This is a genomic window from Clostridioides mangenotii TR (genome assembly GCF_000498755.1).
Lineage (GTDB): Bacteria > Bacillota > Clostridia > Peptostreptococcales > Peptostreptococcaceae > Metaclostridioides > Metaclostridioides mangenotii_A.
Genome location: NZ_AXUS01000016.1, coordinates 69,270 through 88,429 on the forward strand (window position 1 = coordinate 69,270; position 19,160 = coordinate 88,429).

Here is a 19,160-nt window from a genome sequence, read left to right on the forward strand (position 1 = left end):
ATTTTTCTGGACAATACTATACGATATGGAGAATATAGATTTTACAAGAAGCAATAAAAGACTTCCTTAATACCTGAATAGTAGTTATTATAACTAAAATTTTCTATAAGACTTTTAAATATAATTGATGATTATATTAAAAATATTATTTACTACAGGAGGTAAACTTATGTTAAGAGTTGGAATTAATGGATTTGGTAGAATTGGGAGATTGGCATTTAGATTAATGATTGAGCAACCAGAAGCATTTGAAATAGTCGGCATCAATGATTTAACTGATGTAGAGATGCTTGTATATTTACTTAAATACGACACAACCCAACGAAGACTAAATCATAAAATAGAAATAAAAGACAACAATATAGTAGTAAATGGCAAAGAAGTAAAAGTTACTTCTGAAAAAAATCCAGCAGATATACCATGGCTTGAGTTAGGTACAGAAGTAGTGTTGGAATGTACTGGATTATTTTCATCTAAAGAAAAAGCAGAAGAACATTTAAAAGCAGGAGCAAAAAGGGTAATTATTTCAGCTCCCGGTTCAGATGATATAAAGATGATTGTATACAATACAAATCACAAAACATTAGATGGATCTGAAACCATAATCTCAGCTGCCTCATGTACTACTAACTGCCTTGCACCGATGGCAAAAGTGTTAAACGACAATTATGGAATACAAAAAGGTCTTATGACTACAATACACGCATACACTAATGATCAAAACACACTGGATGCGCCTCACCCAAAAGGTGATTTTAGAAGAGCCAGATCGGCGGCAAATAATATAGTTCCAAACAGTACAGGTGCAGCTAAAGCTATAGGAAAAGTAATACCAGAATTAGAAGGTAAACTTGATGGATCTGCTCAAAGGGTTCCAGTTCCTACTGGATCTATTACAGAGTTAGTTTGTAGTTTAGATAAGAAAGTAAGCGTAGAAGAAATAAACAAAGCTATGAAAAAAGCGGAAAATGATTCATTTGGATATAATTATGAGATGTTGGTATCATCAGATGTAATTGGAATTTACTATGGATCTCTTTTCGATGCAACTCAGACGAAAGTAATCGATGTTAACGGTGAGCAACTTGTAAAAGTTGTAGCTTGGTACGACAATGAGATGTCTTATACAGCTCAGTTAATAAGATTATTGGTATTGGTTGGAGGATTTGTTAAGCAAGAAAATCCCTACTAAACCGGTTACCTATATTTGGTAAATTGATTACCTTAATATAACATTAAATAAAGTCCACATCTATGTATTAGCATGGGTATGGACTTTTTTGCAAAATTTTATAAAAACTAAAGAATTTACATAAATAATTGTGACATACTATTCATAAATAACCAATAATATGATATATTAAATATTATAAAAGTATACATTAATGTCTATTAATGTAAGATAAATTTCTTTACTTAAGAGGAGAGTTAACTATGTCAATGCTGAACAAAAAAAATATAGAAGATATAGAAGTTAGCGGGAAGAAAGTATTAGTAAGATGTGATTTTAATGTACCACTTAAAGACGGACAAATTACAGACGACAATAGATTAAGAGGTGCTATGCCTACAATAGAGAACCTTGTATCAAGAGATGCAAAGGTTATATTGTGTTCTCATTTAGGGAAACCAAAAGGGGAAGCTAAAAAAGAACTATCTCTAGCACCTGTAGCTAAAAAGCTATCGGAAATGTTAAGCAAAGAAGTAGTATTTGCTGCAGATGACAATGTAGTAGGAGAAAATGCTAAAGCTGCGGTAGACCAAATGAAAGACGGAGATATAGTCCTTATTGAAAACACTAGATATAGAGCAGAAGAAACTAAAAACTTAGAAAACTTCTCAAAAGAATTAGCGTCACTTGCAGAGATATATGTAAACGATGCTTTTGGAACTGCTCATAGAGCTCACTGCTCAACGGTAGGTGCGGGAGAATTTTTAGAAGAAAGAGCTTGTGGGTATTTAATTCAAAAAGAGCTTAAATTTTTAGGAGATTCAGTTGCAAATCCTGTAAAACCTTTTACAGCGATATTAGGTGGAGCGAAAGTTTCAGATAAGCTTGCAGTTATTAACAATTTACTTGATAAAGTGGATAACCTAATCATCGGCGGAGGGATGGCGTATACATTCTTAAAAGCACAGGGATATGAAGTAGGAACTTCTTTACTAGAAGAAGATAAAATAGAATACGCAAAAGAGATGATAGCGAAGGCTAAGGAAAAGGGAGTAAACCTTCTACTTCCAACAGATGTAGTAATGGCAGAAAAATTTGCAGAAGATGCAAAGCCAATAGTTACTGAGGATGCAAACATAAAAGATGGATATATGGGATTAGATATAGGCCCTAAATCTGTGGATATCTTCGTAGATGCTATAAATAAATCTAAAACTGTAGTTTGGAATGGTCCAATGGGAGTTTTTGAATTTGCAAACTTTGCTACAGGTACACTAGAAGTTGCAAAAGCCATGGCTAACCTAAAAGATGCCACAACTATAATCGGCGGTGGAGACAGTGCAGCCGCTGTTAACCTACTTGGATTTGGAGATAAGATGACTCATGTATCTACAGGTGGTGGAGCTTCTCTTGAGTTCTTAGAAGGTAAAGATCTTCCAGGTATAGTATCTTTAGACGATAAGTAAGGTTATATAAAAATAGGAAAGTTTATATAAAAATAGAAGATAGTTTGTTTATATTTAAAAAAATATACAAAAATATAAAAAAGATACGTTAGTAAGAATAAACTTATTTATAAGGAGATTTGAATACATGAGAAAACCTATAATTGCTGGGAACTGGAAAATGAACAAAACTATAAAAGAAGCATTAGAATTTGTTTCAGATATTAAAGGGAAAACTAATGCTGAAGTTGATGCGGTAATATGTGCACCTTTTACTCTTTTAAAAGATTTAAAAGAATCGACTAAGGGAACTGACATAAAAATTGCTGCACAGAATATGCACTTTGAAGATAATGGAGCTTTTACAGGAGAGGTTTCGCCTCTAATGTTAAAAGAATTAAACATAGATTACGTTGTTATTGGGCATTCTGAGAGAAGACAATACTTCAACGAAACTGATGAGACAGTTAACAAAAAGGTTTTAAAAGCTTTAGAAACGGGAATAAATCCAATAGTGTGTGTTGGAGAAACTCTAGAGCAAAGAGAATCTGACAACACTAAAAAAGTAGTTGAAGTTCAAGTCAAAGAAGCTTTAAAAGAAGTCAAAGACTCGGATTTATCAAAAGTAGTAGTTGCTTATGAGCCAATATGGGCTATAGGGACAGGAAAAACTGCTACAGCAGAGCAAGCTAACGACGTAATTTCTTACATAAGAGAAGTTATAAAAAGTTTATACGGAGATTTAAGTCAAGAACTTAGAATACAGTACGGCGGAAGTGTAAAACCTTCTAATGTAAAAGAAATAATGGGACAAAGTGATATAGATGGAGCATTAGTTGGAGGAGCAAGTTTAGCTTCTAAAGACTATTTAGAACTTGTCAACTTTTAAGGAGTGAAACAATGAAAAAACCAGTTGCTTTAATTATTATGGATGGTTTTGGTTATAGTGAAAATGCCGAAGGAAATGCAATAGCTGAGGCGCAGACTCCAAATCTATGCAGATTATCAAAAGAGTATCCTAGTACTCTTATAAAAGCTAGTGGTCTTGATGTAGGTCTACCATACCTTCAAATGGGAAATTCTGAGGTCGGGCATACAAATATCGGTGCAGGTAGAATTGTATATCAAGATTTAACTAGAATAACTAAGTCGATAAAAGATGGAGACTTTTTTACAAATGATGTTTTGTCTGAAGCAATGGATAAAGCTAAGGGACACGCGCTTCATATAATGGGACTTCTTTCAGATGGAGGAGTGCACTCCCATATAGAGCACGTTGAAGCACTTATTTTAATGGCTAAAAAAAGAGGTGTAGATAGACTATATATCCACGCTTTTACAGACGGTAGAGATACTGATCGTCAAAGTGCTGTAGAGTATGTAAAGGAAATAGAATCTACATTAAAAGATGTGGATCTAGGTGAATTTGCAACTGTATCGGGTAGATACTATGCTATGGACAGAGATAAGAGATGGGACAGAATTAAACTTTCATACGATGCTATGGTATATGGTATGGGAGAAACTGCTGCATCTGCTGAAGAAGCCGTAAATAATTCGTATGAACAAGGTAAAAACGATGAGTTTATATTGCCTACAGTTGTACAAAAAAATGGAGAAGCTGTAGGGAAAATAAAAGATGGGGATAGCATTATATTCTTCAATTTTAGACCAGATAGAGCTAGACAGATGACTAGAGCTATTGTTGATAAAAATTTCGGAGATTTTGATAGAGAAAATATAAATACTCATTTTGTTTGCCTAACTGAGTACGATGCTACTATTGAAAATGTTTATATTGCATTTAAACCTCAATCATTAGAAAACACTTTAGGTGAGTATTTATCAAATAATGGAAAAACTCAACTTAGAGCTGCTGAAACAGAAAAATACGCACATGTAACATTCTTTTTCAACGGAGGAGTTGAAGAGCCAAATTTAGGTGAAGAGAGAATGTTGGTGCCATCTCCAAAGGTTGCAACATACGATTTACAACCAGGGATGTCTGCTTCAGAACTTTTAGAAAATACATTAAATAAGATCGATGAAGATAAGTTTGATTTTATTGTAGTAAACTTTGCAAATCCAGATATGGTAGGTCATACAGGTAGCATAGAAGCTACTGTAAAGGCTGTAGAAACAGTTGATGGATGTGTCGGATCTATAGTAGATAAAATAATTAGTTTAGGTGGCGATGCAATAATTACAGCTGATCACGGAAATGCTGAGTACATGATAGATCACGAAACTGGAAAAGTAGTGACATCGCATTCTACTAATGAAGTTCCGTTTATATTAGCTGGTGACAAATACAAGAATGCGGATCTTCTAGATGATGGAAGGCTTTCTGATATTGCACCTACAGTTTTGGATATTATGGATCTTGGTGCACCTAAAGAGATGGATGGTCATAGCCTTATTTCTTTCAAAAAGTAAGGCATTATAATATAATGACAGTATAGATTGATGTGATTTTTAATTTTAAATAAATTTTATTGATGTGAAGGGAGAAACAAAATGTCAGCGATAGATTTAGTATATGCAAGAGAAGTATTAGACTCAAGAGGAAACCCAACTGTAGAGGTTGAGGTAGTATTAGAGAGTGGAGACACAGGTAGTGCTATAGTTCCATCAGGAGCTTCTACAGGAGCTTTTGAAGCTGTAGAACTTAGAGATGGAGACAGTTCTAGATACCTAGGAAAAGGTGTAGAGAAAGCTGTAAACAATGTTAATGAAATAATAGCTCCAGAATTAGAAGGAATGGACGCATTTGATCAACCAATGATAGATGCGATTATGATAGAGTTAGATGGAACAGATAACAAAGCAAACTTAGGAGCAAATGCAATACTAGGTGTTTCTATGGCTGTTGCAAGAGCAGCTGCTGAAGAAATAGGTCTTCCATTATTCCAATACTTAGGTGGAGTAAATGCCAAGCAATTACCAGTTCCTATGATGAATATATTAAACGGTGGAGAGCATGCTGATAACAACGTAGATGTACAAGAGTTTATGATACTACCAGTTGGTGCTGAAAGCTTCAAAGAAGGTTTAAGAATGGGAGCTGAAGTTTTCCACGCTCTTAAAAAAGTCTTAGGCGAAAAAGGATTAGCATGCGGTGTTGGTGATGAGGGTGGATTTGCTCCAAACCTTGATTCAAACCAAGAAGCTTTAGAATTAATTGTAGAAGCTATAGGAAAAGCTGGATACGTTCCAGGTAAAGACGTTATGTTAGGTCTTGATGTTGCTGCTACAGAATTATACAACGCAGAAACTAAAAAATATATATTAGCTGGAGAAAACAAAGAGCTTACTGCAGCTGAAATGGTTGAATTATACGAAGAATGGGCTAAAAACTTCCCAATAGTTACAATAGAAGATGGATTAGACGAAGAAGATTGGGATGGATGGAAATTACTTACTGAAAAATTAGGAGATAAGATTCAATTAGTTGGAGACGATTTATTCGTTACAAACACTGAAAGATTAGAAAGAGGAATCAAATCAGGCGTAGCTAACTCAATCCTTATAAAAGTAAACCAAATAGGTACAATAACAGAGACTTTAGATGCTATAGAAATGGCTAAAAGAGCAGGATACACAGCAGTTATTTCTCATAGATCAGGAGAAACTGAAGATACTACAATAGCTGACCTTGCAGTTGCTACAAACGCTGGTCAAATAAAAACTGGAGCTCCTTCAAGAACTGATAGAGTCGCTAAGTACAACCAATTATTAAGAATCGAAGAGATAATAGGTGAGCCAGCTAGATACTGTGGTTTAGACTCATTCTACAACTTAAGATAATTGATTTATGGATACGTAAAAATTTAATCGATTACTCATTTAACTAAAAAATCATAATAGATAAAGCAAAATAAATAAACTATGTCTATAGGTATACTGAGACTCATTCAAGGGTTTCGTATAACTATAGACATTACTTGAATAAAAGAAGTTATTATGATAAACTTGAGAGTAGTGATTTTAAGTAACGTGTGAACAGGAGGATAAAAAGTGAACTTGAATAATTTTTTAATGGGATTACAAATTGTATTAGGAATCGTAATGATTTTAAGTATAATGCCTCAAGATACAAAGAGTGCTTTACCTTCACAATTTGGTGGAGATGGTAATCAAACGTATTTCAAGCCAAAAGGAAAGCAAGCATTTCTTGGTAAAATAACGAAAATATCAGCAGTGCTATTTTTTATAAACGCTTTAGTATTACTTATATTAGATAAGTAGTATATCAATTTAATTGGCCATTATTTTGATAAATAAGTGATTTAAAGATTAAATTTAATTTTTGAGTTAAAATGAAAAGCTGGGATCAAATGATTCCAGCTTTTTTTATGTTTAATTTTATAAGTATATTTTAATTACACAGTATTAAGTTTAATTATGATTTTAATCACGCAGTTTTACGTTTAATTCTATATATATGATTTTAATTACATAGTTTTGTTGTTTCTACGGTTTTATCTCTATAATCTGTATATAAAAGAACCTTTCAATATGTAAAGTAAGGTTGATATATAATTGTACTAGAGCATACAATAATTGTAAAGATAACTTAACGTTTGGAAGGGAATTAAAATGAAAAATAATATTCTTAAGTTGAGAAAAGAGAAAAATATTACTCAAGAAGAGCTAGGGAAGATGTGTAGTGTATCTAGGCAAACGATTATATCTCTTGAGAGAGGCAAGTACAATCCATCGATTATGTTAGCGTATAAAATAGCTGTTATTTTTGATTGTATCATAGAAGAAGTTTTTATATTTGATGAGGAGGAATAGTATGAAATCTGTAAAAATAAATCTGTTAATGTCGCTTATATTGCTAGTGGTAGGAGTGATTTTAATCGTTAGGGGCATAGTATTGAAATTTCCAGATGGCTACACAGAGAGTTCTTTATTTGGTTTGGGTTGTGGATTATTATCAGCTGGTATTGTAGGCACAATAGGTAGTATAAGAATGTTGAGAAATCCTTCAAAAGTTGAAGAAGTTGAAATAAATAAAAAAGATAAAAGAAATGTAATTATTAGAGAAAAAACCAACTCAAAAGTTTACTCTATTTTTGTGTATATAGAATGTTTTATAGTTATAATATCAATGCTCTTAGGAAAAAGAGAGATATCTTTATTATTTTCGGTATTGGTTATTGCAAAGTTGGTTGTATGGATGATAGTCTGCAATGATATGAATAAGAAAAATTAGGCATTTAGTAATATTTAATTAGATAATACAACATTTAAAACAAATAGCTGTCTCTTAACGATTTAATAGGTTAGTAGATAGCTATTTATTTTTAAATTAATAAGTCCATAAAATCACAAAAAAACTATAAGATCCTATATGAATAGACATAGCTTATTAAATATTATATATAATTTTAAAAGATACATTGACAGGCGAGGTATGTATAATTATAATAGTGAATATAAGATAAGCTGATTAAAGACAAGGAGGCGAGATAATGTGTCTATTACATCTGATTTAATTAGAGGAAATACAGAAACAATAATTTTAGCTAGACTAATAGAAAAAGATAGCTACGGTTATGAGATAAATAAATCAATAAAAGAAAAAACAGATAACGAGTATGAATTAAAGGAAGCCACATTGTATTCAGCATTTAGAAGATTGGAGCAAGGTGGCATGATTGAATCTTACTGGGGAAATGAAAACCAAGGGGCTAGAAGAAGATACTACAGAATTACAAAGTTGGGGTCTGTAGTGTATGAACAAAATAAAAAAGATTGGTCAGTAGCTAAAAAATTGATCGATAACTTGATTAAATAGGGGGGATATTATGAGAAGAGAGATTGAAATATATGTAGATGGATTGTTTGAAAAAGCACCATCAAATGGAAGAACTAGAGAACTAAAAGAGGAGATACTTGCGAATTCAATAGATAGATATAATGATTTAATTGATGCGGGAATTGATAAAAATGAAGCATATACGTCAGTTGTAGGGAATATAGGTAATGTGGAGAATCTTATATTTGATTATAATTTATACAACGATAAAGAAGCAGAGGAAAGAAAGAAATCTGCTAAGATTACTGCCATATCAGTAATGCTTTATATACTAAGCCCAGTTGGAATTATTCTAAGTGATGCCTTTGGCTGGGTAGAAGAATTTGCCATAGTAATATTTTTTGTTATTGTAGCTATTGCAACGGGAATGTTAGTGTATAACAATATGTCAAAAATAAAAAAATACGATAGAGAAGATGAATCTATAGTTGAAGAAATAAAAGAAAAGAAAACAGTAAGATATCAAAAGAATAGAGTTAGAAAGGCGACTTCATCTGCTGTATGGGCAATAGTAATATCAGCGTACTTTATAATAAGTTTTTTGACTAATGCTTGGTACGTTACTTGGGTTGTATTTATAATAGGTTATGCAGTTGATCAAATTATAAGTGCATTTATCGAATTGAAAGAGGAAAAAGATTATGTTTAGAAAATTTACGAAAATAAGGATAATATCGTTGATATTACTTATAGTAGTTATGACTGGAATTTTAATAACAGGTCTAAAATTTAACGGAGGCTCGAATTGGTTTGGTAAAAGTGGAAATAATCCAAGTTGGGCATATAAAAACAAGATTGTCAGAGAAGAGAACTTAGATGGAATTGAAAAAATAAATTTTGAAATGGATGTAAGTGAAATAATACTAAAAACTACTGATGGTAATAAAATAAAAGTAATAGAGAGATCGGATAAAAAACTTAAAAATGATAGGATACTAAATATATCAAAACAGGGAAATGAACTTAGTTATGTTGAACCAAAAAAGAGATTTACAGGATTCGGCATATTTTGGTCAACTGATAAAAAAGTTGTGGAGATATATCTACCAAAAGAATATAAAGAGAAGTTTAAATTACAAACAGATGTCGGGGATTTATATGTAAAGAGCGACTTGGATCTAAATGAAATAACTTTAGAAAGCGATGTCGGCAAGATTTTAGTAGAAAGAGCTATCAATACTAAAAAATTAGAAGTTACAAGTGATGTTGGCGATATAAAACTAAGTAGAGCTGAAGCCGATGATTATAAAATACAGTCTGATGTAGGGAAGGTAGTTTTAGAGAGTATTCTTGGTAAAGGAAGTGTTCATTCAGAAGTAGGGGATGTAATATGCAACTTAAAGAGAATTGATGGAGATATAGATGTTTCAACAGATGTAGGAAAGATAATCATAAACATTGAAAAAAGCCAGAAGTTTATGTTAGATGCTAAAAGTGACGTTGGAAAGGTAATTAGCAACGTAGATAAAAATATCTTTGGAGATAGCGGAAAGACTATTAAAGTTAGAAGTGATGTCGGCAAAATAAAACTAAATTATTTAAGTGAAGAGTAAAGTTTAAGAAGGCGATATTAAGCACGTTATACAGTTAGAGTAAATTCTATATTGTACATCGTATTTAATATCGCTTTTATAATGTATTTTTTTCGAAAATTTCGTTTATAGATAACTTTGTCTATAAATTAATTACATTTGTAAATTAATATAAATAAATTTGAGCATACTAATATAATAATTAGAACTACAATATGATTTTACCAATATACTTCAATTGGTGTATAATGGTAGAAGCGCAAATAAATGTAAGGAGGTCAAGATGACACCAGAAATTAGAAAGAACCTGTTAGGTTTGATAAATGAAGAATCATATCAGCCGCTAAGAAAAGAAGAATTAGCTACTATATTTGACATACATTCATCAGAGATGCCTCTATTCTATAATTTTATAAGTGAATTAGAAGAAGAGGGCCATATAAATATTACTAAAAAAGAAAAAATAGTTACACCAGAGAGTGTTGGTAATTTTGTTGGTAAATTTATTTCACATAAAAAGGGATTCGGATTTGTAGAATCAGATGGAGAAAATGAACAGGATCTGTTTATTCCAGCTGGCGATGTAAATGGTGCTATGCACAATGATAAAGTAATCGCTGAAGTAGTAGTTCCAGCACACGATGATAAAAGAGCAGAAGGAAAAATTGTAAAGATAGTAAAAAGAGAGGTAGATACTGTTGTTGGAGTATTTGAGCCAAGTAAAGCGTTTGGATTTGTAGTCCCTGACAACAAGAAGTTCAACAAGGATATATATGTACCTAAGAGATTTTTTAGTGGAGCTAGAGCACAAGACAAAGTAGTATGTAAAATTACAGTGTGGCCAGAAGAAGGAAAAAAACCAGAAGGAAAGATTATTGAGATCCTAGGGCATAAAGGTGATCGTGGAGTTGAAATAGACTCAATAATTAGAGAACACGGTCTACCAGAAGAATTTCCTAAAAAAGTAGTTTTTGAAGCAGAATCAGTTGCAGTGGAAATTCCAAAAGAAGAAATTAGCAGAAGAAGCGATTTAAGAGATTTAAAGATTTTTACAATAGATGGTGAAGATGCAAAAGATTTAGATGATGCAGTTTCTATTGAGAGATTAGAAAATGGAAACTACAAACTAGGCGTTCACATTGCCGATGTAACTCACTATGTTAAGGAAAAAAGTAAATTGGATAAAGAAGCTTTAAAAAGAGCCACTTCAGTATATCTAGTAGATAAAGTTATACCGATGTTGCCGAGGGTATTGTCAAATGGAGTATGCAGTTTGAATCCTTTTGAAGACAAGCTTACACTTTCTATAATTATGGAAATTGATAAAAAAGGAAATGTTGTCAAGCATGATATACTTGAAAGTGTTGTAAATTCAAAAGCTAGAATGACTTACACTGAAGTATCAGATATTCTAGAAAAAGATGATGAAAAGCTTAAAAAGACTTTTGAAAATCTAGTAGATGAGTTTAAAATATCTGAAGAGCTTGCAAGAATTTTGATGGAAAAGAGAAAGAGAAGAGGATCGATAGACTTCGACTTCCCTGAAGCAAAAATAATCTTAGATAGTGAAGGAAAAGTAGCAGATATTAAAGATTATGAGAGAAGGATTTCTAATAAGATAATAGAAGAGTTTATGCTAATAAGTAATGAAACAATAGCAGAGCATTACTATTGGATGAATCTTCCTTTTGTATATAGAATTCACGAAAACCCGTCTCAAGAGAAGATGGAAAATTTAAATAATTTTATTTCCGCATTTGGATACCATATAAAAGGTGACTTAGAAGAAGTTCATCCAAAAGCATTGCAAGCAGTGGTTGAGCAAATAAAAGGCAAAAAAGAAGAGAGAGCCGTAAGTTCAATAATGTTGCGTTCATTTAGACAGGCTAAGTATTCTCCAGAATGCCATGGTCACTTTGGACTTGCAGCTAAGTTTTATTCACATTTTACTTCTCCAATTAGAAGATATCCAGACTTACAAATTCACAGAATTATAAAAGAGTCATTAAATAATAAGATAAATGAAAAAAGACAAACGCAGCTTACTACAATAGTAGAGTATGCTTCTACTCAGTCTTCGGAACAAGAAAGAAAAGCAGAGTTAGCAGAGAGAGATGTACATGATTTCTATAAAGCTATGTATATGAATGACAAAGTTGGCGAAGAATTTGACGGAAATATTTCAGGAGTAACTTCATTTGGAATATTTGTAGAGTTAGAAAATACAATAGAAGGATTGGTCAGATTAGCTGATATGGACGATGATTTCTATATATTTGACGAGAAAAACTACTGTGTAATCGGAGAGCATACTAAGAGAGTTTACAAAATAGGCGATCCACTTAGAATAAAAGTTGATAAAGTCAATGTAGATTTGAGAGAGATTGATTTTTCTATTGTTAAAAAAGAAGAGGAAAAAATAGATTAGTTTTTAAATTAATAATTAAATTAATGTGAAATAAATTAAAAAACCAAGATGTTAGCCTAAGCTGTCATCTTGGTTTTTAGTTTAAAATTTAAAACTTAGTCTATTAAGCTTCCTAAACCGCCGAAAATGTTTTTAGCATTTGTTGCTGAATTATTCATTGATTTATTTCCTGGCATAAATCCAAAAGATAAAGATTGGTACATTGGTTGAGTTGGAGCTAACCATACAGTTCCTTCTCCAGTAAATGTATTTAAAAGACCTTCTCCATTTAACATAGATCCAACTAGTGATTTATCTGATTTAGTAACAGCAAAGTTAACACCAGAAGTTCTAGCAAGTGCGAAGTTACCATCTACCTTTAGCTCTTCACCACGTTTTATTTCATAAGCTATGATTTCATTTTTAGGAACGTAAAGCTCAAGAATAACCGTTCCACTTCCTTTTAATTCTATTTGGAATATACCTTCTCCACCTAGAAGTGCAGATGATACGTTTTTTTGCGCGAAAGTTCTAACTTCTATAGTATCAGAACAACAATAGAAAGTTCCCTTATCTACTATTAATGAGTCATTGTCTAATTCCATAACCATATAGTGTTTGAATGATGGTTCTAGATATACTTCACCAGTACCTGTATATTGAGGCTTCATAGCAGACTCGTTAGTTAACGCACCAGAAATGCTCTTTTTGAAGAATCCCCCAACTCCTCCGATTTTAGCATCTGATGATATTTGACCTTTATAGTAGTATAAAGCGCCTGATTCAGTTTTTATACTAGAGTTGTTTAGCTTTATTTTTACTTGTCTACCCTTAAGACCAGCTTCTTTTGAAAAGTGAAGCGCCATTGCCATAAGTGGATCAGTTGCCCCTTCTAATTTATCGTATTCTAATATCTCAAATTCACTTCTTCCATCAGAATAACTTTCTAATACCCTTACTTTTTTACTTAAATCCATTTTCAATTTCCTCCCTGTAACTAGCCAGTATTATTTTTATATGTAGCTAAATCTTCATTATTAGAAATAATTTCATAAATTCTAGAAATGCAGTATTTGCAAGTCCTAAAGGTGAAATTTTTCATCTTATGTCTATTTTACAATTTTTTTGTAAAAATGTATACTTATAATCATTAATTTATATCTAAAAATTCAAGAAAATATATAAAAATTGAATCAAAAATCCTTAATATGAAGATACTACTAGTTGTGGGCATATTGACTATAGTTATCAATTATGATATCATAGATTATCGTAGGTATAGTATTTTGAATCTATATTTACTAGTATTAAACAGTGAAGAAGGTGATTTATATGGCAGGCATAAAAGTTTTAGCTACAAACAGAAAAGCGAGACATGAATATTTTATAGATGAGACTTACGAATGTGGAATTGAGCTTAAAGGCACAGAAGTAAAATCTTTGAGACAAGGTAAAGCAAACTTAAGCGACGGTTATGCGTCTGTAGATAACAGTGAAGTATTTTTAAAACAAGTTCATATAAGTCAATACGAGCAAGGAAATGTATTTAATGTAGATCCTTTAAGAGTAAGAAAACTACTTCTTCACAAATCAGAAATAAGAAAACTAATTGGCGCAACAACAATCAAAGGATACTCACTAATACCGCTTAGATTATATCTAAAAAATGGTAAAGTAAAAGTAGAGATAGCACTAGCAAAAGGTAAGAAGTTATACGATAAACGTCAAGATATGGCAAAGAAAGATGCAGAAAGACGTATGGAAAGAGAAATGACAGGTAAATACTAATTAAAAATTAGATAATTTATAAAGGAACAAAAAAGTAAAGATTGTTTGCAAAAGTAATAAGAAGTCTCTAAGACTATAAACCATCACGGGGGCGTAAAGGTTTCGACGTGGGTTTGGCACTTGGGGCTGCGTGTCGTGTTACTCTGGGTCACGTAAAAACTGGGGAACTTAAAACAAACGCAGACGATAATTACGCGTTAGCAGCCTAATGCTGCTCGTCCCTCTTAGCCCTCCTGCCGGCTAAGACTGGACGCCATTATGCAGGGAACTACTTTGTGGGTGTCTCGACACTAAAGTAGATTAATCGGGGCTGGTCTCATATATAGATTGCCGCTTATTTGTATGTGAGGCGAGATTTAATTAAGCCGGCTACACACGTAGATGCAACAAGGAAAAGACTTACGGACAGGGGTTCGATTCCCCTCGTCTCCACCATTTAAATCCACGATAGAGATATCGTGGATTTTTACTTTATAGATATAAATTAATTATAAAATTATTTACACGGCTGATTATTTGAATAACTAAAAATGGAGCTACCACTAATTGATTTCTAATTTACTGAAACGGTAGCCACTTTTTTAATTTATTACTTTGTGTAATTATCAAAATAACCTTGGATGAATATAATAGGGGTTCCCTTATCTCCACTTCCTGAAGTTAAGTCAGATAATGATCCTATAAGGTCAGTAAGTCTTCTTGGAGTAGTACCTTGTGATTCCATAGCTCCAACTAAATCTGATTCCTTATTTTTAATATAATCTGATATTGCCTTCTTAAGCTCTTCACCCTTTAAATCAGCGAAGTTATTATCAGCAAGATACTTTAATTTTATTTCATTTGGAGTACCATTTAAGCCTGATGTATAAGCTGGTGAAACAACTGGGTCAGCAAGTTCCCAAATCTTACCGACTGGATCCTTGAAAGCTCCATCTCCATAAATCATGACCTCAACATCTTTTCCTGTCTTCTCTTTAAGAATAGCTTGTATATTATCAACGATAGGTTGACAGTTACGAGGGAAAAGCTTAACTGTTTCTTCTGTTGATTTGTTTGAACCTAATAGTCCATAAGCTTCGTTAAATCCACTTCCATCAATAGATTCACATAATATATTATCAAGGCTATAGATCTTTTCTCCACTATTTGTTTTTAAAATTTTCTTAGTTCTAAATCTTGTATGAATATCACAAGTAAGAACGTTCTTTGTATAATTTAAGATAGTTTTAGGATTGTTTGAGAATATTACTTCACACTCAACACCATATTCTTGAATTAAAGATTTATAATAATCAATGTAATCAACACCTGTGAAAGCATGCTTATTATACCCAAACAGATTACGGAATTCTTGCTCTGTTAAAACATCTGTCCAAGGATTAACGCCCTTATCATCTAATATATCTAAATCAACTAGATGATTTCCAACTTCATCAGATGGATAGCTTAACATTAATACTATTTTTTTAGCTCCCTTTGCTATACCACGAAGGCAGATTGCAAAACGATTACGACTTAAGATAGGGAATATTACACCAATAGTATCATCACCAAATTTAGATTTAACATCCTTAGCGATATTATCTATAGAAGCATAATTTCCTTGAGCACGTGCAACAACTGATTCGGTTACAGTAATTATGTCCTTATCATTTATAGTAAATCCTTCAACTTCTGAAGCTTTAAGTACACTTTCTATAACTATATCCTCAATTTTATCGCCTTCTTTAATGATTGGACAACGTAGTCCCCTAACAACTGTACCAATAACTCTTTCCAAAATAATCTCTCCTAACAATTTAAAATTGATTTCAAATATTTAATACTATTGTAATATACACCAATAAATGATATAAGTAAAATAAATAGAATGAATATATGATATAAGGAGTGCTTATATGGTTACTAAATTAGATTTATATAAGGTGTTTTGTCAGGTAGGAAAAAGTAAAAGCTTTACAAAGGCATCAAAGGCTCTTTACATGACACAGCCAGCAGTAAGCCAAGCGATAATGCAATTAGAAGGAGAACTAGATATTAGACTTTTTAATAGAACACCTAAGGGTGTATCCTTAACTAATGAGGGGAATCTTTTATTTGAATATGTAAATTCAGCAATTAATTTAATCAATGCTGGAGAAGAAAAAATATTAGAATTTAAAGATTTAACTGCGGGAGAGTTAAAGATTGGAGTAGGAGATACTATATCTAAGTATTTTTTACTTCCATATTTAGAGTTCTTCCATAATAGATATCCTAATCTTAAGTTTAAGATTATAAATGGTACTACCTTAGAACTTGCGACTTAATTAAGTCAGGAGAAATTAATATTGCAATCTGTAATTTTCCAATTGATGATCATTCATTAGAATTAATACCTTGTGGAGAGGTTAGAGATATTTTTGTTTGTGGAGAGAAGTATAAGGATTTATCAACGGAGAAAGTTTCATTAGAAGAATTGGTAAAATATCCTTTAATATTCCTAGAACCTAATTCAAATTCAAGAAAGTATGTAGAAAAGTTCATGCTATCCAAGGGGATAAAAATCTCTTCAGATTTTGAACTTGGATCTTTTGATTTATTATTGGAGTTTGCAAAGATAAATTTAGGTATTGCTTGTGTAGTAAAGGAGTTCTCAGGGGATTATTTAGAAAAGGGATTATTATATGAGGTTAATATTTCAGAAGAGATACCTAGTAGAAGCATTGGTGTTTGTTATTTAAAGAGCGTTCCACTTTCATTAGCTTCTATAAAATTTGTTGAGATATTATCTTCTGCTAACCCTTCATTAAAAATTAAATAAAGTATGCGTTTATTATATTTAAATTTGAGATAGATAGAGTCGATGAGAAAAAAATAATCCATTTAATGAAATAATTAAGCGAGATTACATGTACGTGGATGTAAACTTAGGTAGAAAATTTATATATAGGTAAAATTGTGGGTATTATTTTCGTGAATCGTCTCCACCAATTTTGAATAAAACACAATGAATATATTGGAAATGCTAGGGTTTAAAAAATAAACTCTAGCATTTTTATTGTTTATGACCACCATATGACCACCTAGAGATTTTTTCTACTGCTTCAAGTTTAGAATCGCCCATGACATGTGTGTAAATGTCCATGGTTATGCTGATATCATAATGCCCCATTAAAATTTGTACCTAGGGGAGTGATATAGGAATATTGATAGATAAAATCTGAAAATACATGTATATAGATACTATTTAATAACCATGTAAAGCTCTAAACTTGAATAATTAAATCTGATCTTGAGAAAATAATCTATGAAATACTTATCAAGAATCACATAGGATATAGCTTAGGAATAAAATAACTATTATAAAAAATAGACTTTATACAAAATCGTGGGTATGATTACTGTAAGAAGTGTTAACTAAGCTTTAGAAAAGTAGTAAAAATCAGAAATCAGGTATTATCTACCTGACTAAAATATTATTGCACCTCAAACCTTCAATTTAGTATTTATACTTAAAAACTTATCTCTAAATTTTCCTATATGGAAATCAAATATATTGCAATGAAACCCTCAGTTTGTATAGTATAATATCAAATAAGATCCAAGAAAGTTATTTATAAAAATGATTGTCTCTAATTGTCTGGGAATATTTACGGTTAATTAAAAACTGCTTCAATTCATTTAAACACGAAAACAAAATAGCCCTATTCTCAAACTCCATTCTGTTTATAGGTAGAGGCTGATTTTTCATATTTAGCATTAGCGTATTCAATTCTTCAAGAAGTATATTTCCAGTTTCTGCTTCAAATGCAGTATGACCTATTTTATGTATAAAAGCAGAGATAATATGAGCTTGTGGTGGTGCATAACTTAATTGTGATATATGACTATACAAGTTTTCTAAGATATCCCGTTGTCTTTTTACAATTTCTATATGGTCTAAGAAAAATCTAGTGTCACTTAATAAACTATTATTAATATTAGCATAAGATTCAGAAATACTACTATCAATAAGTGAATTTAATGTATGTAAATCCTTATAATAACTATTTTCCTTTTTAGGATTTAAAATAAGAGCTGCGATATCTATAAGTACAATGCTTACTTCTTCTTGTAGTTTTTTTGGACTTCGTAGATCTTATGTATATTTGTTGGAATGTACATATTTATTATGACTCCTATTCCAGCACCTATTACAAATAATCCAACTTCGTTTAAAATCCATGTAGCAGATATTTCTCCCTGAAGGAAGTAATGGGATGAAATAACTACACACATAGCAATAACATCTTGGATTTTTAACAAGAAACAAAGAAATATAATTATAAATATAAATATTGAAAATGAAGTTAAATGGTATCCCAAAATATAAAAACATAAGTAGGAAAATATAGTGCATAGGAGAAAACCATAAACCTTTCCAATAGCACCTTTAAGAGTTTCTTTTTTAGTGTTTTTTACTGTAAGTAGGACTATAACCCCAGCAACCATTGAGTATTCTAAGTTTAACAACCAAGCAATAAATATAGCAAGTGAACTTCCAAGGGATAATTTTATTACTTTAAGTGCATCAATTTTGTTCAAGTTTAGACCTCCTGTAGAGAAATGTAATAAAGATAATTTTACCATAAAACTTATGTGTTTTGAAAAAGAGTTAATTATATCTTACTATTTTTCACGCTTATCTAGATATATATAAATAAATTTATGTATTGTATTTATAGTTTAATTAATAACTTATTTTTTGTCTATATAATCTAAGTTTTTAATAAGTTATCTTGTATAGAGTTAAAAAATATATCAAATTCGGAATCAATGTTTTCTAAAAAATGAATTTCTACTACATTGCAATATTTACTAAAAAATCATAACTTATATATTGATATAGAAATAAAAAAATCGAAGATGATTAATATATATTTAGATTAATTTTTTAACATATATTAGTACTAATCTTCATATAAGATATTTCCAAAATAACGACTAAATAATTATTCATTATATATAA

At 31.4% G+C, this 19,160-nt stretch carries 19 protein-coding genes and 1 other RNA gene; 16 read left to right on the plus strand and 4 right to left on the minus strand.

The window, feature by feature from the left end:
- Window positions 1–169 precede the first annotated feature (169 nt).
- The 12 genes from gap to rnr all read left to right on the plus strand — a co-directional run bounded on the left by gap (window position 170) and on the right by rnr (window position 12,403).
- Window positions 170–1,192, plus strand: a complete 1,023-nt coding sequence (gene gap, locus T473_RS0109595; protein WP_024621705.1) for a type I glyceraldehyde-3-phosphate dehydrogenase — start codon at window positions 170–172, stop codon at window positions 1,190–1,192.
- Between the two features lie 242 nt (window positions 1,193–1,434).
- A complete protein-coding gene (locus T473_RS0109600; RefSeq protein ID WP_024621706.1) occupies window positions 1,435–2,637 on the plus strand; it encodes a phosphoglycerate kinase in 1,203 nt (400 codons plus the stop codon).
- A 127-nt stretch (window positions 2,638–2,764) separates the two neighbouring features.
- A complete protein-coding gene (gene tpiA / locus T473_RS0109605; RefSeq protein WP_024621707.1) occupies window positions 2,765–3,505 on the plus strand; it encodes a triose-phosphate isomerase in 741 nt (246 codons plus the stop codon).
- A gap of 11 nt (window positions 3,506–3,516) precedes the next feature.
- Complete coding sequence (gene gpmI, locus T473_RS0109610; protein WP_024621708.1) at window positions 3,517–5,052, plus strand: 2,3-bisphosphoglycerate-independent phosphoglycerate mutase; 1,536 nt, start codon at window positions 3,517–3,519, stop codon at window positions 5,050–5,052.
- Between the two features lie 81 nt (window positions 5,053–5,133).
- Window positions 5,134–6,423, plus strand: coding sequence for a phosphopyruvate hydratase (gene eno, locus T473_RS0109615; protein WP_024621709.1), 1,290 nt, complete (start codon window positions 5,134–5,136; stop codon window positions 6,421–6,423).
- A gap of 216 nt (window positions 6,424–6,639) precedes the next feature.
- The gene (gene secG / locus T473_RS0109620) at window positions 6,640–6,864 is read left to right on the plus strand and encodes a preprotein translocase subunit SecG (protein ID WP_024621710.1); all 225 of its coding nucleotides are present in this window, start codon (window positions 6,640–6,642) and stop codon (window positions 6,862–6,864) included.
- Window positions 6,865–7,215: 351 nt separating this feature from the next.
- Entirely contained in the window at window positions 7,216–7,416 is a 201-nt protein-coding gene (locus T473_RS0109625) for a helix-turn-helix transcriptional regulator (protein WP_024621711.1), read from the plus strand.
- Between the two features lies 1 nt (window position 7,417).
- The gene (locus T473_RS0109630; RefSeq protein WP_024621712.1) at window positions 7,418–7,837 is read left to right on the plus strand and encodes a hypothetical protein; all 420 of its coding nucleotides are present in this window, start codon (window positions 7,418–7,420) and stop codon (window positions 7,835–7,837) included.
- A gap of 261 nt (window positions 7,838–8,098) precedes the next feature.
- On the plus strand, window positions 8,099–8,422 hold the full coding sequence (locus T473_RS0109635) for a PadR family transcriptional regulator (protein ID WP_024621713.1): 324 nt from the start codon (window positions 8,099–8,101) through the stop codon (window positions 8,420–8,422).
- Between the two features lie 10 nt (window positions 8,423–8,432).
- The gene (locus T473_RS0109640) at window positions 8,433–9,092 is read left to right on the plus strand and encodes a permease prefix domain 1-containing protein (RefSeq protein WP_024621714.1); all 660 of its coding nucleotides are present in this window, start codon (window positions 8,433–8,435) and stop codon (window positions 9,090–9,092) included.
- The gene (locus tag T473_RS0109645) at window positions 9,085–9,996 is read left to right on the plus strand and encodes a DUF4097 family beta strand repeat-containing protein (protein ID WP_024621715.1); all 912 of its coding nucleotides are present in this window, start codon (window positions 9,085–9,087) and stop codon (window positions 9,994–9,996) included. Before T473_RS0109640 ends, T473_RS0109645 begins: the two co-directional genes overlap by 8 nt.
- Window positions 9,997–10,258: 262 nt before the next feature.
- Entirely contained in the window at window positions 10,259–12,403 is a 2,145-nt protein-coding gene (gene rnr / locus T473_RS0109650; RefSeq protein ID WP_024621716.1) for a ribonuclease R, read from the plus strand.
- A gap of 95 nt (window positions 12,404–12,498) precedes the next feature.
- Here rnr and T473_RS0109655 read toward each other — a convergent pair whose 3' ends face one another.
- On the minus strand, window positions 12,499–13,359 hold the full coding sequence (locus tag T473_RS0109655; protein ID WP_024621717.1) for an AIM24 family protein: 861 nt from the start codon (window positions 13,357–13,359) through the stop codon (window positions 12,499–12,501).
- Window positions 13,360–13,714: 355 nt separating this feature from the next.
- Here T473_RS0109655 and smpB point away from each other — a divergent pair, with 355 nt between their 5' ends.
- Together smpB and ssrA are read left to right on the plus strand one after the other, a co-directional pair.
- The gene (smpB, locus tag T473_RS0109660) at window positions 13,715–14,170 is read left to right on the plus strand and encodes an SsrA-binding protein SmpB (RefSeq protein ID WP_024621718.1); all 456 of its coding nucleotides are present in this window, start codon (window positions 13,715–13,717) and stop codon (window positions 14,168–14,170) included.
- A gap of 87 nt (window positions 14,171–14,257) precedes the next feature.
- Window positions 14,258–14,605: a transfer-messenger RNA gene (gene ssrA, locus T473_RS17755) on the plus strand.
- Window positions 14,606–14,759: 154 nt separating this feature from the next.
- Here the strand turns inward: ssrA and T473_RS0109665 are convergent.
- On the minus strand, window positions 14,760–15,950 hold the full coding sequence (locus T473_RS0109665; protein ID WP_024621719.1) for a coenzyme F420-0:L-glutamate ligase: 1,191 nt from the start codon (window positions 15,948–15,950) through the stop codon (window positions 14,760–14,762).
- 118 nt (window positions 15,951–16,068) lie between these two features.
- On the opposite strand from T473_RS0109665, the gene T473_RS19785 reads away from it, so the two are divergent.
- Both T473_RS19785 and T473_RS19790 read left to right on the plus strand, forming a co-directional pair.
- Window positions 16,069–16,479 carry a LysR family transcriptional regulator gene (locus tag T473_RS19785; RefSeq protein WP_330369460.1) on the plus strand — a complete coding sequence of 137 codons (411 nt, stop codon included), beginning with the start codon at window positions 16,069–16,071 and terminating at the stop codon, window positions 16,477–16,479.
- 41 nt (window positions 16,480–16,520) lie between these two features.
- Window positions 16,521–16,973 (plus strand): LysR family transcriptional regulator substrate-binding protein, encoded by a 453-nt coding sequence (locus tag T473_RS19790; RefSeq protein ID WP_330369462.1) that lies wholly within the window; start codon window positions 16,521–16,523, stop codon window positions 16,971–16,973.
- Between the two features lie 789 nt (window positions 16,974–17,762).
- On the opposite strand, the gene T473_RS19170 is transcribed toward T473_RS19790, so the two are convergent.
- Complete coding sequence (locus T473_RS19170) at window positions 17,763–18,251, minus strand: hypothetical protein (RefSeq protein ID WP_330369463.1); 489 nt, start codon at window positions 18,249–18,251, stop codon at window positions 17,763–17,765.
- 2 nt (window positions 18,252–18,253) lie between these two features.
- Window positions 18,254–18,736 carry an aromatic acid exporter family protein gene (locus T473_RS19175; RefSeq protein WP_242825907.1) on the minus strand — a complete coding sequence of 161 codons (483 nt, stop codon included), beginning with the start codon at window positions 18,734–18,736 and terminating at the stop codon, window positions 18,254–18,256.
- Window positions 18,737–19,160: the final 424 nt, after the last annotated feature.

Coding starts and splice junctions, on each gene's coding strand:
- T473_RS0109600 (WP_024621706.1), top strand. CDS start 1,435: ATGTCAATGCTGAACAAAAAAAATATAGAAGATATAGAAGTTAGCGGG.
- T473_RS0109640 (WP_024621714.1), top strand. CDS start 8,433: ATGAGAAGAGAGATTGAAATATATGTAGATGGATTGTTTGAAAAAGCA.
- eno (WP_024621709.1), top strand. CDS start 5,134: ATGTCAGCGATAGATTTAGTATATGCAAGAGAAGTATTAGACTCAAGA.
- T473_RS0109630 (WP_024621712.1), top strand. CDS start 7,418: ATGAAATCTGTAAAAATAAATCTGTTAATGTCGCTTATATTGCTAGTG.
- gpmI (WP_024621708.1), top strand. CDS start 3,517: ATGAAAAAACCAGTTGCTTTAATTATTATGGATGGTTTTGGTTATAGT.
- T473_RS0109655 (WP_024621717.1), bottom strand. CDS start 13,359: ATGGATTTAAGTAAAAAAGTAAGGGTATTAGAAAGTTATTCTGATGGA.
- tpiA (WP_024621707.1), top strand. CDS start 2,765: ATGAGAAAACCTATAATTGCTGGGAACTGGAAAATGAACAAAACTATA.
- T473_RS0109625 (WP_024621711.1), top strand. CDS start 7,216: ATGAAAAATAATATTCTTAAGTTGAGAAAAGAGAAAAATATTACTCAA.
- rnr (WP_024621716.1), top strand. CDS start 10,259: ATGACACCAGAAATTAGAAAGAACCTGTTAGGTTTGATAAATGAAGAA.
- smpB (WP_024621718.1), top strand. CDS start 13,715: ATGGCAGGCATAAAAGTTTTAGCTACAAACAGAAAAGCGAGACATGAA.
- T473_RS19785 (WP_330369460.1), top strand. CDS start 16,069: ATGGTTACTAAATTAGATTTATATAAGGTGTTTTGTCAGGTAGGAAAA.
- gap (WP_024621705.1), top strand. CDS start 170: ATGTTAAGAGTTGGAATTAATGGATTTGGTAGAATTGGGAGATTGGCA.
- T473_RS0109645 (WP_024621715.1), top strand. CDS start 9,085: ATGTTTAGAAAATTTACGAAAATAAGGATAATATCGTTGATATTACTT.